The 18,384-nt window shown below is 47.4% G+C and carries 10 protein-coding genes, 4 tRNA genes, 2 rRNA genes and 1 pseudogene; all 17 read right to left on the bottom strand.

The window, feature by feature from the left end; all coding sequences use genetic code 11:
* Positions 1-23: 23 nt before the first annotated feature.
* Entirely contained in the window at positions 24-494 is a 471-nt protein-coding gene (rpsG, locus tag AOC29_RS00300) for a 30S ribosomal protein S7 (RefSeq protein WP_068320103.1), read from the bottom strand.
* 162 nt (positions 495-656) lie between these two features.
* Entirely contained in the window at positions 657-1,037 is a 381-nt protein-coding gene (rpsL, locus tag AOC29_RS00295) for a 30S ribosomal protein S12 (RefSeq protein ID WP_068947691.1), read from the bottom strand.
* Between the two features lie 176 nt (positions 1,038-1,213).
* Complete coding sequence (gene rpoC, locus AOC29_RS00290) at positions 1,214-5,476, bottom strand: DNA-directed RNA polymerase subunit beta' (RefSeq protein WP_215296098.1); 4,263 nt, start codon at positions 5,474-5,476, stop codon at positions 1,214-1,216.
* Position 5,477: 1 nt separating this feature from the next.
* A complete protein-coding gene (rpoB, locus tag AOC29_RS00285; protein ID WP_215296097.1) occupies positions 5,478-9,578 on the bottom strand; it encodes a DNA-directed RNA polymerase subunit beta in 4,101 nt (1,366 codons plus the stop codon).
* 226 nt (positions 9,579-9,804) lie between these two features.
* On the bottom strand, positions 9,805-10,182 hold the full coding sequence (rplL, locus tag AOC29_RS00280) for a 50S ribosomal protein L7/L12 (RefSeq protein ID WP_112202584.1): 378 nt from the start codon (positions 10,180-10,182) through the stop codon (positions 9,805-9,807).
* Between the two features lie 165 nt (positions 10,183-10,347).
* Positions 10,348-10,866 (bottom strand): annotated as a pseudogene (rplJ, locus tag AOC29_RS00275) (50S ribosomal protein L10); the annotation flags it as partial.
* 237 nt (positions 10,867-11,103) lie between these two features.
* Positions 11,104-11,805 (bottom strand): 50S ribosomal protein L1, encoded by a 702-nt coding sequence (gene rplA, locus AOC29_RS00270; protein WP_215296095.1) that lies wholly within the window; start codon positions 11,803-11,805, stop codon positions 11,104-11,106.
* A 2-nt stretch (positions 11,806-11,807) separates the two neighbouring features.
* Positions 11,808-12,239 carry a 50S ribosomal protein L11 gene (gene rplK / locus AOC29_RS00265; RefSeq protein WP_011901890.1) on the bottom strand — a complete coding sequence of 144 codons (432 nt, stop codon included), beginning with the start codon at positions 12,237-12,239 and terminating at the stop codon, positions 11,808-11,810.
* Between the two features lie 163 nt (positions 12,240-12,402).
* Positions 12,403-12,975, bottom strand: a complete 573-nt coding sequence (gene nusG, locus AOC29_RS00260) for a transcription termination/antitermination protein NusG (RefSeq protein WP_087908791.1) — start codon at positions 12,973-12,975, stop codon at positions 12,403-12,405.
* A gap of 7 nt (positions 12,976-12,982) precedes the next feature.
* Positions 12,983-13,360 (bottom strand): preprotein translocase subunit SecE, encoded by a 378-nt coding sequence (gene secE / locus AOC29_RS00255; protein ID WP_215296094.1) that lies wholly within the window; start codon positions 13,358-13,360, stop codon positions 12,983-12,985.
* 20 nt (positions 13,361-13,380) lie between these two features.
* Positions 13,381-13,456 (bottom strand) — tRNA-Trp (locus tag AOC29_RS00250).
* Positions 13,457-13,482: 26 nt separating this feature from the next.
* Entirely contained in the window at positions 13,483-14,673 is a 1,191-nt protein-coding gene (tuf, locus tag AOC29_RS00245) for an elongation factor Tu (protein ID WP_215296093.1), read from the bottom strand.
* Between the two features lie 64 nt (positions 14,674-14,737).
* Positions 14,738-14,812, bottom strand: a tRNA-Thr gene (locus AOC29_RS00240).
* A gap of 20 nt (positions 14,813-14,832) precedes the next feature.
* Positions 14,833-14,906: transfer RNA gene (locus tag AOC29_RS00235), tRNA-Gly, on the bottom strand.
* A gap of 5 nt (positions 14,907-14,911) precedes the next feature.
* Positions 14,912-14,996, bottom strand: a tRNA-Tyr gene (locus AOC29_RS00230).
* A 104-nt stretch (positions 14,997-15,100) separates the two neighbouring features.
* Positions 15,101-15,214, bottom strand: a 5S ribosomal RNA gene (gene rrf, locus AOC29_RS00225).
* Between the two features lie 105 nt (positions 15,215-15,319).
* Positions 15,320-18,193: ribosomal RNA gene (locus tag AOC29_RS00220) — 23S ribosomal RNA — on the bottom strand.
* Between the last annotated feature and the right edge of the window lie 191 nt (positions 18,194-18,384).

Genomic DNA, 18,384 nt, shown 5'->3' with positions numbered 1-18,384 from the left:
GGTGCCTTTTCTTAACTATTGGATTAGAAGCGGAAATGTGAGAAAGCTTTATTAGCTTCTGCCATACGGTGAACTTCTTCACGCTTCTTCATTGCGCCGCCACGACCTTCAGCAGCTTCTAATAATTCGTTGGCCAAACGTTGAGCCATGGATTTTTCACCGCGCTTTTTAGCGGCTTCGCGCAACCAGCGCATTGCCAAAGCGGAACGGCGTGATGGACGAACTTCAACAGGAACTTGATAGTTAGCACCGCCAACACGACGACTCTTTACCTCAACCATTGGCTTAACGTTACCCATGGCTGTTGAAAAAATTTCGAGTGGTTCTTTATTTGCTTTTTTCTCGATGTGATCAAAGGCACCGTAAACGATACGCTCTGCAACCGATTTCTTGCCGTCCAACATCAGGACGTTCATGAATTTAGCTACTTCTACATTGCCGAATTTTGGATCCGGCAAAATTTCCCGTTTGGGAACTTCACGACGACGTGGCATAACTACTCCTTCAGTTCAGTTAGGGGTGGCCCACCTGGATCACCCGCTCCGGTTGTCCTACTATCAAAGAAAAATTCCTAGACGGAACAACCACTTACTTGTCTTTTGAGTCTGACAAACAACGACTTACTACAAAAACTGCTAATGCTTAATTCTTAAAAATTAAGCAGCTTTCTTAGCACGCTTAGCACCGTATTTAGAACGGGCTTGCTTGCGATCTTTAACGCCTTGCAAGTCCAAAGAACCGCGAACGATGTGATAACGCACACCTGGCAAGTCCTTTACACGACCACCGCGGATCAACACAACTGAGTGTTCCTGGAGGTTATGGCCTTCACCACCAATGTATGAAATCACTTCAAAACCATTGGTTAAGCGAACTTTAGCGACTTTACGGAGCGCAGAGTTAGGCTTTTTAGGAGTAGTGGTGTACACACGTGTACAAACACCACGGCGCTGCGGGCTGTTTTGCAGCGCAGGGCTCTTGCTTTTAACGGTAAGCCTTGTTCTTGGCTTGCGTAATAATTGATTAATTGTTGGCATAAAATAGCTCGGTTAGTACTTCTTTGTTGCTTTCTTCAAGAAAATCAATGACTTAGAGAATTTCTAGGTCAAAAAGACCTTCTTCTGAATCAGTAGAACTCAGCATTCTAGCTTGGCCAGCCTTTTCCGTCAACCTAAAGGGAAAAAACTGGCCATTTCTGGCCAGAATTACCAAATTAGCTCGGATCAGCCTCCCCAGCAGGAGCAATGACTTCAGCCTCGATTTCAACAGGGGCGTTAGCCAATGCTTCCTCTTCGGCGGCAATCATTTGAGCGCGATCGCGCTCGAATTGCTCTCTGACCTTGCGTGCACGACGATAAGACAAGCCGGTACCAGCAGGGATCAGGCGACCAATAATGACGTTTTCCTTGAGGCCACGGAGTGTATCGGTCTTGCCCATAATGGCAGCTTCGGTCAATACACGGGTGGTTTCTTGGAAAGAAGCCGCTGAAATGAAGCTGTCGGTCGACAAGGATGCCTTAGTAATACCAAGCAATACGTTGTCGAACTGAGCTGGGTGCTTGCCTTGTGCAATCACAGCATCGTTTGCGTCATATAACTTAGAACGCTCAACTTGCTCACCAGTAATGAAGGATGTATCGCCTGGATCAGTTACCTGAACACGACGCAACATCTGACGCACGATCACTTCAATGTGCTTGTCATTGATCTTCACGCCCTGGAGACGATAAACGTCTTGAACTTCGTCAACGATGTAGATTGCCAACTCTTCGATACCTTTGAGAGTCAAGATGTCATGCGGATCAGCAGGGCCTTCCACAATCATCTCGCCCTTGTTCACAACTTGACCGTCGTGAACGAGAACTTGTTTCTCTTTAGGAATCAAGAATTCATTAGCTTCACCATCCATATCGGTAATGACCAAACGCTGTTTACCTTTGGTTTCTTTACCGAAGGAAACTGTTCCAGTAACTTTCGCCAATACCGCTGCATCTTTTGGTGAACGTGCTTCGAACAATTCTGCAACGCGTGGCAAACCACCGGTAATGTCGCGAGTCTTCTGTGATTCGATTGGAATACGCGCCAATACTTCACCAACTTCGACTTTTTGACCATCCTTAACAGTAATCAAAGCGCCCACTTGGAGACCAATGTTTACTGGGTGATCAGTACCGGCGATCATGACTTCGTTACCCTTCTCATCAACTAAGTTGATCATTGGGCGAACGCCTTTGCTTGCAGCTGAACGACGCTTACCGTCAATCACCACCAAAGTGGAAAGACCAGTCACTTCGTCAACCTGCTTAGCAACAGTGACACCCTCTTCGACATTATCGAAGCGAGCGATACCAGCGTACTCAGAAATAATCGGGCGTGTTAACGGATCCCAGGTTGCTAAGCTTGCGCCAGCCTTCACTGCTGCATCTTCTTTTAACAAGAGAGTTGCACCGTAAGGTACTTTATGACGCTCGCGCTCACGACCATTCTCATCAACGATCAAGGCTTCGCCAGAACGTGAAATCACGATCTGCTCACCCTTCGCGTTCTTCACAACACGCATCGTGCCTGAGAACTTCAAAGCACCATTTGATTTGGCTTCAATATTACTTGCAACCAAGGCGCGTGACGCTGCACCACCAATGTGGAAGGTACGCATAGTCAACTGTGTGCCTGGCTCACCGATAGACTGAGCAGCGATCACACCAACTGCTTCACCAACGTTCACCAAACCACCGCGACCGAGATCACGTCCGTAGCACTTAGCGCACAAGCCAAAGCGGGTTAAGCAAGACAATACTGTGCGAACTTTAACTTCGTCGATGCCCAATGCCACGATCTGATCAACATGATCTTCATCGAGCAAGGTGTCGTTAGGAACGATGACTTCTTGTGTATCAGGATGAACAATGTCACCGATGCAGACACGACCCAAAATACGGTCACGCAATGCTTCGATAATTTCACCACCTTCAACAAGGGCCTTCATAGTAACGCCAGAAGTTGCGCCGCAATCATCCTCGATCACTACGAGGTCTTGAGTAACGTCGCACAAACGACGGGTCAAGTAACCAGAGTTCGCTGTCTTCAACGCAGTATCAGCCAAACCTTTACGAGCACCGTGGGTTGAAATGAAGTACTGCAATACGTTCAAACCTTCGCGGAAGTTTGCAGTAATTGGGGTTTCAATAATGGAGCCATCAGGCTTCGCCATCAAACCACGCATACCAGCTAACTGACGAATTTGCGCTGCAGATCCACGCGCACCAGAATCCGCCATCATATAGATAGAGTTAAAGGATTCTTGACGCACAGTTTTGCCGTTACGGTCGACAACGTCAACGTGTGACAACTCATCCATCATCGCCTTGCCAACTTGGTCGCCTGCAGCGCCCCAAATATCAACCACGTTGTTATAACGCTCTTGATTGGTTACGAGACCTGACATGAACTGCTTGTCATATTCCTTAACCTTGGCAGAAGCTTCAGTGATGATGCGCTCTTTGGAGGTTGGGATCAGCATATCGTCGATCGCAACAGAGATACCAGCATTGGTCGCCAAGCGGAAACCAGACTGCAAGAGACGGTCAGCAAAAATCACAGTTTCACGCAAGCCGCACTTACGGAATGAAGTGTTGATCAAACGTGAGATTTCTTTTTTCTTCAAAGGCTTGTTGATTTCCTCGAAGGACATCCCTTTAGGCAAAATCTCAGACAAGATTGCACGGCCAACTGAAGTTTGATAGATCTTGGTTTTTTCAGCAAAACGGGCATCGCCCTCTGCCTTCTTATCCACAATCTCAAACTCAGTAATACGCACAGCAACACGAGATGCCAATTCAACCTGGCCGGCTTCGTATGCGCGTACTACTTCAGTAATGTTGGCGAAAACCATGCCTTCGCCCTTACCGTTGATCTTGTCACGGGTAGCGTAGTACAGACCCAACACCACGTCCTGCGAAGGAACGATAGATGGTTCGCCGTTAGCTGGGAACAATACGTTGTTCGAAGCCAACATCAATGTACGTGCTTCCATTTGCGCTTCAAGCGACAAAGGAACGTGAACCGCCATTTGGTCACCGTCAAAGTCCGCGTTAAATGCCGCGCAAACTAATGGGTGCAATTGGATTGCTTTACCTTCAATCAGCATTGGCTCGAAAGCCTGAATACCGAGACGGTGCAATGTAGGCGCACGATTCAACATGATTGGATGTTCACGAATGACTTCTTCGAGAATGTCCCAAACGATTGGAGTCTGACTTTCAACTTCTTTCTTCGCAGCCTTAATAGTGGTTGCAATTCCTAAGGTCTCAAGCTTGTTGAAAATGAATGGCTTGAACAATTCCAAGGCCATCAATTTTGGTAAGCCGCACTGATGCAATTTCAATGTAGGGCCAACTACGATGACTGAACGACCAGAGTAGTCAACGCGTTTACCCAACAAGTTTTGACGGAAACGACCGCTCTTACCTTTAATCATCTCAGCCAAGGACTTGAGAGGACGCTTGTTAGCGCCAGTCATAGCCTTACCGCGACGACCATTGTCGAGCAATGAGTCAACCGCTTCTTGCAACATGCGTTTTTCGTTACGAACGATGATCTCTGGTGCGCGCAACTCTAACAAACGCTTCAAACGGTTGTTACGGTTGATCACACGACGATAGAGGTCGTTCAAATCGGAAGTAGCAAAGCGACCGCCATCCAATGGCACCAATGGGCGCAATTCAGGTGGCAATACTGGCAATACTTCCATGATCATCCAGTCAGGCTTGATACCTGAAGTCTGGAACGCCTCAAGCACTTTTAAGCGCTTAGCGTATTTCTTGATCTTGGCATCGCTACCAGTAGCTTTTAAGTCAGCGCGAATGGTCTCTACTTCACGATCGATATCAATCGAACGCAAGAGATCGCGAATACCTTCAGCGCCCATGATGGCGGTAAATGCACCGTCACCATACTCTTCAGTTTTCGCAATGTATTCATCTTCAGACATGATCTGACCACGCTTCATTGCGCCTTCAGGAGTCATACCAGGATCAACTACTACATATGCTTCAAAGTAAAGAACGCGCTCGATATCACGCAAGGTCATATCGAGAACCATGCCCAAACGGGATGGCAAAGACTTCAAGAACCAAATGTGTGCTACAGGGGCTGCCAACTCAATGTGGCCCATGCGCTCACGACGTACCTTAGCGAGGGTTACTTCAACACCGCACTTCTCGCAGATAACGCCACGGAACTTTAAGCGCTTGTACTTACCGCATAAGCACTCGTAGTCTTTAGTCGGTCCAAAAATCTTGGCGCAGAACAAACCATCGCGCTCGGGCTTAAAAGTCCGGTAGTTGATGGTTTCTGGTTTGCGTACTTCACCAAAAGACCATGAGCGAATTTTCTCAGGAGATGCAAGACCAATTTTGATGACATCAAACTGCTCTTCGCCCTGCGTTTGCTTAAATAAATCGAGCAATGCTTTCATATCAGTTGCGCTCCATGTCAATGTCAATACCCAACGAACGGATTTCTTTTACCAGTACGTTGAAGGATTCGGGCATGCCAGCATCAATCGTGTGCTCGCCCTTGACGATGTTTTCGTAAACCTTGGTACGGCCTGCGACGTCATCGGACTTCACTGTCAGCATTTCCTGCAAGACATATGAAGCACCGTATGCTTCGAGGGCCCAAACTTCCATCTCACCAAAGCGCTGACCACCAAACTGGGCTTTACCGCCCAATGGCTGTTGCGTTACTAATGAGTAAGGTCCGGTTGAACGTGCGTGCATCTTGTCGTCGACCAAATGGTGTAGTTTCAAGACATGCATGACACCAACAGTCACTGGACGCTCAAACTGATCGCCAGTGCGGCCGTCGCACAAAATCATTTGCTGACGTGAAGGCGTCATCTTCAAAGATTTAGCAACCTCTTCTGGATAAGCCAACTCGAGCATACGTCCGATTTCTGTTTCAGTGGCGCCGTCAAACACTGGTGTTGCAAATGGCAAGCCTTGGCGGAGATTCTCTGCCAAAACAGTGATCTGCTCATCAGTGAAATTGTCGATGTCTTCAATACGACCGGTTTCGTTATAAAGCTGCTTGAAGAACTTGCGTAATTCAGTTTGCTTAGCGTGCTCACGAACCATCTCGTCGATACGCTTACCAATACCTTGAGCTGCCCAACCTAAGTGGGTTTCCAAGATCTGACCAACGTTCATACGGGAAGGAACACCCAATGGGTTCAAGACGATGTCTACGGGGCGTCCGTCAGCCATAAATGGCATGTCTTCTGCTGGAGCGATTTTAGAAACCACACCCTTGTTACCATGACGACCGGCCATCTTGTCACCAGGCTGTAAGCGGCGTTTCACTGCCAAGTACACCTTAACCATCTTGGTTACACCAGGCTGTAAATCATCGCCCTGGGTAAGCTTGGTACGCTTCTCTTCAAAAGCTTCATCAAACTGTTTACGCTTCGCTTCGATGGAAGATTTAATTGCCTCAACTTGAGAGGCAACATCATCATCCGCCGGACGAACATCAAACCAATGGTATTTGTCCAAATCAGCAAGGTAATCCTTGTCGATCTTGGTGCCTTTAGCTAATTTCTTAGGGCCGCCATTAGCAACTTTGCCAACCAACAGCTTTTCTAAACGCATGAAGGCATCGCCTTCAACAATACGTAACTGGTCGTTTAAGTCCAAACGATAGCGTTGGAGTTCTTCTTGAATGATGGACTGGGCACGGGCATCGCGCTCAATACCTTCACGGGTGAAGACTTGAACATCGATAACGGTACCAATCATTCCTGAAGGAACGCGCAAAGAAGTATCTTTCACGTCAGATGCTTTTTCACCGAAGATCGCACGCAGTAACTTTTCTTCAGGAGTGAGAGTTGTCTCGCCCTTTGGAGTTACCTTACCAACCAATACGTCACCAGCTTCAACTTCAGCACCGATGTACACAATACCGCTCTCATCCAAACGAGAGAGTTGTGACTCAGCCAAATTGGATATATCGCGTGTAATTTCTTCTGAACCAAGCTTGGTGTCACGTGCAACTACTGACAACTCTTCAATATGAATAGAGGTGTAGCGGTCATCAGCAACAACCTTCTCAGAGATCAAGATTGAGTCTTCGAAGTTGTAACCGTTCCATGGCATAAATGCCACAGTCATGTTTTGACCCAAAGCCAATTCACCTAAATCGGTAGATGCACCGTCAGCAACGACGTCGCCACGGGCTACACGATCGCCAACTTTTACGATTGGACGTTGATTGATGTTGGTATTTTGGTTTGAACGGGTGTACTTGATGAGGTTATAAATATCCACACCTACTTCACCAGCTGCAGTTTCATCGTCGTTTACACGAATCACCACACGGTTTGCATCAACGTAATCCACGATACCGCCGCGGTTGGCCAGTACAACAGTGCCGGAGTCAACTGCAACAATACGCTCTAAACCTGTACCAACCAATGGCTTATCTGGACGCAAGCAAGGAACTGCTTGACGCTGCATGTTCGCACCCATCAACGCACGGTTCGCATCATCGTGCTCTAAGAAGGGAACGAGTGAGGCTGCAGCAGAAACGATCTGGCTAGGAGCAACGTCGATGAAATCGATACGCTCTGGGCTAACCATCATAGTCTCACCAGCTTGACGAGCAGAAACCAATTCGTCAGCTAACTTGCCGTTTTTGTCGATCGTGGCATTGGCCTGAGCAATCACATACTTCGCTTCTTCAATCGCAGAGAGGTACACCACTTCATCGCTTACCTTGCTATTGGAAACCTTACGGTACGGAGTCTCTAAAAAACCATGCTCATTCAAACGTGCAAATAGCGCGAGTGAGTTGATCAGACCAATGTTTGGTCCTTCTGGAGTTTCAATTGGGCAAACACGTCCGTAGTGAGTTGGATGCACGTCGCGCACTTCGAAACCTGCGCGCTCGCGTGTCAAACCACCAGGTCCCAATGCAGAAATACGACGCTTGTGCGTGATCTCTGAAAGTGGGTTGGTTTGATCCATAAACTGGGATAACTGTGAAGAACCGAAGAACTCACGAATCGCAGAAGAAATTGGCTTGCTATTAATCAAGTCATGCGGCATGAGATTTTCTGTTTCGGCTTGGCCGAGACGTTCTTTAACCGCACGCTCAACACGTGACAAACCAGCACGGAATTGGTTTTCTGCCAATTCACCAACGCAACGTACACGACGATTACCTAAGTGATCGATATCGTCTACTTCGCCTTTGCCGTTACGCAAATCTACGAGGGACTTAATCGTGTCGAGAATATCTTCATTCGACAGAACCATTGGACCTTCCATTTCTGGGCGGTTCAAACGGCTATTGACCTTCATACGGCCAACACGCGATAAGTCGTAAGTATCTTCGCTATAGAACAAGCGCTGGAACAAGGCTTCAACAGCATCTTCTGTTGGAGGCTCACCAGGGCGCATCATGCGGTAGATGGCAATACGTGCTGCTGTTTGATCAGCAATTTCATCGGTACGCAGTGTCTGAGAAATATACGCACCAGAATCTAAATCATTGGTGTAAATGGTTTCCAATTGCTTGATGCCAGCATCGCGCAATGTAGCCAATAACTCTTCAGTGATTTCATCATTAGCGTACGCCAAGATTTCACCAGAATCTGGATCAACGATATTACGTGCAACTACGCGACCAACTAAATAGTCATCTGGTACAGCAATCGTTTTTGTCTTAGCAGCTTCAAGTTCGCGAATATGCTTTGCATTGATGCGCTTGTCTTTTTGAATGACAACAACGCCATTCTTATCGAGCACATCAAAGTTAGCCAACTGGCCACGCAAACGCTCTGGAACAAATTCCATTGAAGCGCCATTAGCGGTCAATGCAAAATGATCAAAGTTGAAGAAGTTTGCAAGAATCTGTTCGTTGTTTAAACCAATTGCTTTGAGCAAAATGGTTACAGGCATCTTACGACGACGGTCAACGCGGAAATAGAGAATATCTTTTGGATCAAACTCGAAATCGAGCCATGAACCACGGTAAGGAATGATGCGTGCTGAGAACAGCAACTTACCGGAACTATGGGTTTTGCCCTTATCGTGCTCAAAGAACACGCCTGGAGAACGGTGTAACTGAGAAACGATCACACGCTCAGTACCGTTGATTACAAAAGAGCCGTTTTCTGTCATGAGTGGAATTTCACCCATGTAGACTTCGCTCTCTTTTACCTCTTTCACCTTAGTAGGCGCTTCGCGATCATAAATAATCAAGCGAACTTTTGCGCGTAAGGCAGAGTGGTATGTGTAACCACGCTGTTGACATTCTTTAACGTCAAATGGAGGCTGTGATAGCTGGTAAGACACGTATTCCATACGTGCGTAGCCGTTGTTAGACACAATTGGGAATGCTGAAGTAAAGGCAGCTTGAAGTCCCTCTGTAAGACGAGACATGGCTGGCTTTTCAGCCTGTAAAAATTTAGCGTAGGATTCCAGCTGCGTTGCGATCAGGTACGGAACCTGGTGGTTATTTACTCGCTTAGCAAAGCTTTTACGGACTCGCTTGCGTTCGGTGAAGCTATAGTTCATTTCATCTCCGAATTCAGCGACTGTACAAAGATTTGGCGATTGGCCACTACCAATCACTGGCGGACAACACTAAACCGTTCGATTTAGTGTCCGACCAAACTTGCATTCTGCAGTCGTATCAGAAGGCAAACCCGATTTCAATCAGAAATGAAATCGGGTTTGACCACTAATGGTCAAACCCAACATAGCTAACGCTCCTTTTTGAGAAGCGCTAGCGAAGTTTGTATTACTTGAGTTCTGCTTTAGCGCCAGCTTCTTCAAGCTTCTTCTTAGCTTCTTCAGCAGTTTTCTTGTCAACGCCTTCTTTGATTGGCTTTGGTGCACCGTCAACCAAGTCCTTAGCTTCTTTTAAGCCAAGACCAGTAATTTCGCGAACTGCCTTAATTACTGAAACCTTGTTTGCGCCAGCTTCGAGCAAGTTCACAGTGAATTCTGTTTGCTCTTCAGCAGCAGCACCGCCACCGCCTGCACCAGCAGGACCAGCAACAGCCATCGCTGCGGCTGAAACACCAAACTTCTCCTCGAACGCTTTAACCAAATCGTTCAAATCCATAACGGACATGCTACCTACTGCATCAATGATTTCTTCTTTAGTAATCGCCATTTTTAGCTCCTAATACTTAAATAGTTAATCTGTCGCTTATTCAGCGGCAGGGGTTTCTTTTGCTTCTGTTCCTGCTTCTGGGGCTGCGGCTGCAGGCTCAGCGACTGCCTCAGGAGCGGCGGCTTCAGCAACAACTGCTGCTGGGGCTGCCGCTTCTGCTACAGGTGCTGGAGCTTCGGCTACAGGAGCAGGTGCTCCAGCTGCCTTTTGTGCTGCTACTGCGCCCAATACGCGAGCCATCGCAGAAACAGGTGCCAACATCACACCTAACAACTGAGATAACAACTCGTCTCGGCTTGGAATTGTTGCGAGGGCTTTTACACCCGCAACATCTAACAACTTGCCGTTGTATAAGCCAGCTTTAATGACTAGCAAATCTTGAGTCTTAGCAAAGCCCTGCAATACTTTTGCCGAAGCAATCGGATCAGCAGAGATGCCGTAAATCAAGGGGCCAACCATCGAATCAGCAAGAGGCTCAAACTGTGTGCCTTGTGCAGCACGACGTGCCAATGTGTTCTTCAAAACGCGAAGATAGACACCTTGGTCACGTGCGCTAGCACGTAGCTTTGTCAACTGCTCTACTGGAATACCACGGTATTCAGCGAGCACGACAGTTTGGGCTCCAGCCAATTGAGCGCCGACATCAGCAACAATCGCTTTTTTGTCTTGTACATTCAAAGGCACGGTTTAACTCCATAAAAACCAACTGTTTCCAGTTGGGGTTACACACCAGCGTCTGATCATTTGTTCACAAAGACTCTTGTGAAAATCTTTTCAGGGTCGCCATCTGCGTTGGCTATTACTCTCGTAACGATTAAGAATTAACTCTGTATTAGCAACTAATTCACCAACGGTCTTTGATGTTCGACTCTCACTCAAAGAGCAGGAGCCGACCCAAAGTTCTTTTTTGTTACAAGCTACTTATTGAGCCGCTTGTAACGATGCTTGGTCAACACGTACGCCTGCACCCATGGTGCTGCTTACGGCAACCTTCTTTAAATAAATTCCCTTAGATGCAGGCGGCTTTGCTTTATTCAAAGCCTCAAGCAATGCAAGCAAATTGGACTTTAGTGCAGTTGGCTCGAATGAACGACGACCAATGCTTGCGTGCACGATACCGGCTTTGTCCACACGGAATTGCACTTGACCCGCTTTTGCATTCTTCACTGCAGTAGCTACGTCAGGAGTCACAGTTCCCACTTTTGGATTTGGCATCAAACCACGTGGGCCCAATACTTGACCCAAGGTACCAACAATTTTCATTGTGTCTGGTGATGCGATCAAAACGTCAAAATCAATTTTGCCGCCTTTAATTTGTTCAGCAAGTTCTTCCATGCCAACGATTTCTGCGCCAGCGGCTTTAGCCTGTTCGGCCTTCTCGCCTTGTGCAAAAACAGCAACACGAACGTGCTTGCCTGTACCAGCTGGGAGCACTACTGCGCCACGCACAACTTGGTCAGATTTCTTAGCATCAATACCCAACTGAACAGCAACGTCGATAGACTCATCGAACTTAGCAGTTGCGCACTCTTTAACGAGGCTCAATGCATCTTCCAATGAATAGAACTTGTTGCGATCAACCTTGGATTGAATTGCTTTTACGCGTTTAGATAATTTAGTCATGATTAGAGACCTTCCACAGTGATGCCCATGGAACGGGCGCTACCAGCGATTGTTCTAACAGCTGCGTCCATATCGGCTGCTGTCAAATCTGGCATTTTTGCTTTAGCGATTTCTTCCGCTTGAGCACGGGTAATTTTTCCTACCTTGTCGGTATGAGGACGTGGTGATCCTTTTTCGATCTTCGCAGCCTTCTTGATCATGATGGTTGCTGGAGGAGTCTTCATGATGAATGTGAAGCTCTTATCAGCGAATGCTGTAATCACGACTGGAATTGGCAGGCCAGGTTCCATGCTCTGAGTTTGAGCATTAAACGCCTTACAAAATTCCATAATATTCAGGCCGCGTTGACCCAATGCTGGACCTACGGGTGGTGATGGATTTGCTTTACCTGCAGGGATCTGCAGTTTGATAAAGCCAATAATCTTCTTTGCCATGTGTGCTCCTTAAAGCGCGCCTAACCTCATTAGGAAAGACCGCCGTTGAGTAAACGCTTTGCTAGTTTTTGGCTTTCTAGCTCCGCTCCTCGGTTAATTTCTAAAACCAAATAACCACTTAAAACAACTACTTCACTTACAAAACCGGACTAAGTCCTTGTTTTTACATCTTTTCTACTTGGCCAAACTCCAGCTCAACTGGGGTACCGCGACCGAAGATTGTAACAGAAACGCGTAATCTTGACTTCTCATAGTTCACTTCCTCAACGTTTCCGTTGAAGTCTGTAAATGGGCCTTCTTTCACGCGAACCATCTCACCCACCTCAAACAGGGTCTTGGGCTTCGGTTTATCCACGCCAGCCTGCATCTGATCCATGATTTTGGTGACTTCAGCAGTAGAAATCGGGCTTGGACGGTTACGAACACCTCCCACGAAACCGGTCACTTTTGGGGTATTTTTCACCAAATGCCAGCTTTCATCGGTCATTTCCATCTCAATCAGGACATAACCTGGGAAGAAACGGCGCTCAGTGACTGATTTTGTGCCAGATTTGATCTCTACCACCTCTTCGGATGGGACCAAAATACGGCCAAATTTCTCAGGCATGCCAGAACGTGCAATACGCTCCTCAAGGCCTTTTTTAACGCTCTTTTCCATTCCAGAATAAGCGTGGATTACGTACCAGCGCATATTGCCGGTAGCTTGTGGATTTGCAGCTACTTCAGAATCAATCATGTTTTACTCACTTCCAGCCTAAAAGGACTGAAAAAACTAGCCATTCAATCAATTTGTCTGCAATCCATAAAAACAAGGACATGATCAGAACAAAGCCAAATACGACTAGAGTCATTTGGGTAGTCTCTTTACGAGTCGGCCAAACAACCTTTTTTACTTCGTACCAAGAATCTTTTGCATAGGCGATAAAACGACGCCCATCGGGTGAAATCGCCACAATCAAAACCGCAGCTGCAATGCCACCGAACAATACACCCAAGCGCACTAATAAAGATTGGTCGATGAGCGTGTAGTAAAGCACTAACGCAGCAACGACGATTAAAGCAGCGAGTCCAGAGACCCAGCTGCTCTTTTCTTCAGAATGACTTGCAGTTTGTTGAGACATATTACTTTCAGTTCAAATCGTGGCAGGGGCGGAGGGCATCGAACCCCCAACCTTTGGTTTTGGAGACCAACGCTCTGCCAATTGAGCTACACCCCTTTATAAAAACTCATTACCAAAACTACTTAAGCCAAAATCTTTGCAACCACACCGGCGCCAACAGTACGGCCACCTTCACGGATCGCAAAACGTAAACCTTCTTCCATCGCGATAGGGGCGATGAGCTTGACGGTAATCGTGACGTTATCACCCGGCATGACCATTTCTTTGTCTTTTGGCAACTCAATAGAACCAGTTACGTCCGTAGTGCGGAAGTAAAACTGTGGACGATAGTTGTTAAAGAATGGTGTATGACGGCCACCTTCATCTTTACCCAAGATGTAAACCTCGGCTGTAAAGTGAGTATGTGGGGTGATTGAACCTGGCTTAGCCAATACTTGGCCGCGCTCAACTTCTTCGCGTTTTGTACCGCGTAACAAGATACCCACGTTATCGCCTGCTTGACCTTGGTCGAGCAATTTGCGGAACATTTCAACACCAGTACAAGTAGTTTTGAGAGTTGGTTTGATGCCAACGATTTCAATCTCTTCGCCAACTTTAACGATACCGCGCTCAATACGACCAGTCACTACAGTACCGCGACCAGAGATGGAGAACACGTCTTCTACTGGCATCAAGAAGGCGCCGTCAATGGCACGCTCTGGTGTTGGGATGTAAGTATCAAGGGCTTCAGCCAATTTCATGATGGCTTCTTTACCCAATGGGCCTTCGTCGCCTTCTAAGGCTAACTTAGCAGAACCTTGGATGATCGGTGTGTCATCGCCTGGGAAGTCATATTTAGACAGAAGTTCACGCACTTCCATTTCAACTAACTCGAGCAATTCAGCATCATCAACCATATCGCACTTGTTTAAGAACACCACGATGTAAGGAACACCGACTTGGCGTGCCAAAAGGATGTGCTCACGCGTTTGTGGCATTGGGCCATCAGCTGCAGAGCAAACTAAAATGGCGCCGTCCATCTGAGCAGCGCCTGTAATCATGTTCTTAACGTAGTCAGCATGTCCTGGGCAATCGACGTGAGCGTAGTGACGATTAGCTGTCTCATACTCAACGTGCGCAGTATTAATCGTAATACCACGGGCTTTTTCTTCTGGAGCAGCATCGATCTGATCATATGCTTTTGCTTCGCCACCGAATGCTTTTGAGAGCACGGTTGCAATTGCTGCTGTCAAAGTCGTTTTACCGTGGTCAACGTGACCGATAGTGCCTACGTTTACGTGCGGTTTTGTCCGCTCGAATTTTTCTTTTGCCATTTTTGTTCTGCCTTTAGTTAACTCTTAAACCAAACACCAAATACACAATTAATAAAATCAAACATGGTGCCCATGGGCAGGATCGAACTGCCGACCTCTCCCTTACCAAGGGAGTGCTCTACCACTGAGCCACATGGGCGAAATCTAATACAACAAATCTGGAGCGGGATAAGAGAATCGAACTCTTGACCGAAGATTGGAAATCTGCTGTTTTACCATTAAACTAATCCCGCACATCTGGTGGAGGGGGTAGGATTCGAACCTACGTAGGCATAGCCAACAGATTTACAGTCTGCCTCCTTTAGCCGCTCGGACACCCCTCCGCGAACCCAATATTCTGACTCCAAACGGAGTATCTGTCAATCTCTCTAACGCTTTGCACAAGTAAAAACGCCCAGACCTAAATGGGTCTGGGCGTCGCATTGGTGCCCGGCAGTTACCTACTTTCACACGGGTAATCCGCACTATCATCGGCGTAGAATCGTTTCACTGTCCTGTTCGGGATGGGAAGGAGTGGTTCCAATTCGCTATGGTCACCGGGCGTAGAGGGTTGAGTTGCTGATAAATCAACAACTCTATTTGAGTAAGCATGTAATAAGGATGCAGATTAAATCTGGCAAACATCCAACACAATAGTGCTGGTTATAGGATCAAGCCTAACGGGCAATTAGTATCGGTTAGCTTAATGCATTACTGCACTTCCACACCCGACCTATCAACGTTGTGGTCTTCAACGACCCTTTATGTAGGTTAAACCTACGGGAGATCTCATCTTCAGGCAAGTTTCCCGCTTAGATGCTTTCAGCGGTTATCTCTTCCATTCATAGCTACCCTGCGATGCTTCTGGCGAAACAACAGGTACACCAGCGGAATGTCCACTCCGGTCCTCTCGTACTAGGAGCAGCCCCCGTCAAATCTCCAACGCCCATGGCAGATAGGGACCAAACTGTCTCACGACGTTTTAAACCCAGCTCACGTACCTCTTTAAATGGCGAACAGCCATACCCTTGGGACCGGCTACAGCCCCAGGATGAGATGAGCCGACATCGAGGTGCCAAACACCGCCGTCGATATGAACTCTTGGGCGGTATCAGCCTGTTATCCCCAGAGTACCTTTTATCCGTTGAGCGATGGCCCTTCCATACAGAACCACCGGATCACTATGACCTGCTTTCGCACCTGCTCGACTTGTCGGTCTCGCAGTTAAGCACGCTTTTGCCATTGCACTTTAGGTACGATGTCCGACCGTACCAAGCGTACCTTCGTACTCCTCCGTTACACTTTGGGAGGAGACCGCCCCAGTCAAACTGCCTACCATGCACTGTTCCCGACCCGGATAACGGGCCAAGGTTAGAACCTCAAATAAATCAGGGTGGTATTTCAAGGTTGGCTCCAGCGAAACTAGCATTCCGCTTTCAACGCCTCCCACCTATCCTACACAGACCGATTCAAAGTCCAATGCAAAGCTACAGTAAAGGTTCATGGGGTCTTTCCGTCTAGCCACGGGTAGATTGCATCATCACAAACATTTCAACTTCGCTGAGTCTCAGGAGGAGACAGTGTGGCCATCGTTACGCCATTCGTGCAGGTCGGAACTTACCCGACAAGGAATTTCGCTACCTTAGGACCGTTATAGTTACGGCCGCCGTTTACTGGGACTTCAATCAAGAGCTTGCACCCCATCATTTAATCTTCCAGCACCGGGCAGGCGTCACACCCTATACGTCCACTTTCGTGTTTGCAGAGTGCTGTGTTTTTATTAAACAGTCGCAGCCACCTTTTTATTGCAACCCTTTCGTCCTTCCGTTGTTCACGGTCAAACTACAAGGGCGCACCTTATCCCGAAGTTACGGTGCAAATTTGCCGAGTTCCTTCTCCTGAGTTCTCTCAAGCGCCTTAGAATACTCATCTCGCCCACCTGTGTCGGTTTGCGGTACGGTCTTGTTAGACTGAAGCTTAGAGGCTTTTCTTGGAACCACTTCCAATTGCTTCGCGAATAAATTCGCTCGTCTCACGCCCTTGAATTACGCTACCGGATTTACCTAATAGCCATCTCCAACGCAAGAACCGGGACATCCAACACCCGGACAACTTTCCGCGATCCGTCCCCCCATCGCATCTAACAATGGTCAAGGAATATTAACCTTGTTCCCATCAGCTACGCATCTCTGCCTCGCCTTAGGGGCCGACTCACCCTGTTCCGATGAACGTTGAACAGGAAACCTTGGGCTTACGGCGAGGGGGCTTTTCACCCCCTTTATCGCTACTCATGTCAGCATTCGCACTTCTGATACCTCCAGCATCCTTTACAAGACACCTTCACAGGCTTACAGAACGCTCTCCTACCATCACATTGCTGTGATCCGCAGCTTCGGTTATATGCTTAGCCCCGTTACATCTTCCGCGCAGGACGACTCGATCAGTGAGCTATTACGCTTTCTTTAAAGGATGGCTGCTTCTAAGCCAACCTCCTGACTGTTTTAGCCTTCCCACTTCGTTTCCCACTTAGCATATATTAGGGACCTTAGCTGGCGGTCTGGGTTGTTTCCCTCTTGACACCGGACGTTAGCACCCGATGTCTGTCTCCCGTGCTTGCACTTGTAGGTATTCGGAGTTTGCTATGGCGCAGTAATCCGCAATGGACCCCACTACCATGACAGTGCTCTACCCCCTACAGTGATACACGAGGCACTACCTAAATAGTTTTCGGAGAGAACCAGCTATTTCCAGTTTTGTTTAGCCTTTCACCCCTATCCACAGCTCATCCCCTAACTTTTCAACGTTAGTGGGTTCGGTCCTCCAGTACGTGTTACCGCACCTTCAACCTGGCCATGGATAGATCAACTGGTTTCGGGTCTACACCCAGCAACTAGCGCCCTATTCGGACTCGCTTTCGCTACGCCTTCCCTATTCGGTTAAGCTTGCTACTGAATGTAAGTCGCTGACCCATTATACAAAAGGTACGCAGTCACCCCTTACGAGGCTCCTACTGTTTGTATGCACACAATTTCAGGATCTATTTCACTCCCCTCCCGGGGTTCTTTTCGCCTTTCCCTCACGGTACTTGTTCACTATCGGTCGATTACGAGTATTTAGCCTTGGAGGATGGTCCCCCCATATTCAGACAGGATTTCTCGTGTCCCGCCCTACTTGTCTCTAGCCTAGTACCACTCAATAATTTTCACATACGGGACTATCACCCTTTATTGTTGGACTTTCCATTCCATTCTGTTAATTACTGAGCTATCACTAGAAGGCTCTTCCCATTTCGCTCGCCACTACTTTGGGAATCTCGGTTGATGTCTTTTCCTCTTGCTACTTAGATGTTTCAGTTCACAAGGTTCGCTTCTCATACCCTATGTATTCAGGTATGGATACCACAAAAGTGGTGGGTTTCCCCATTCAGAAATCCCCGGATCAAAGCTTATTTACCAGCTCCCCGGGGCTTATCGCAGGTTATAACGTCTTTCGTCGCCTGTAATCGCCAAGGCATCCATCATGTGCACTTATTCACTTGATCCTATAACGAGCACCATTGCTAGCACCTGTTACAGGTTTTACTTCTACTTCTGACATGTTTGCCGTAATCCAAACTGTAAGTACTTGTTAAGAACTTTGTAAAACTCGTTTGATATTACTGATTGATGATTCAATCTTTACCCTTATTACATTGTCAAATGTCCTCTCAAAGAAACATTTGACACTTTGCTT

This window comes from Polynucleobacter sp. JS-JIR-5-A7 (assembly GCF_018687935.1).
Lineage (GTDB): Bacteria > Pseudomonadota > Gammaproteobacteria > Burkholderiales > Burkholderiaceae > Polynucleobacter.
Note: the sequence above shows the minus strand (reverse complement) of the source record. Positions and strands in the feature narration are given on the sequence as shown.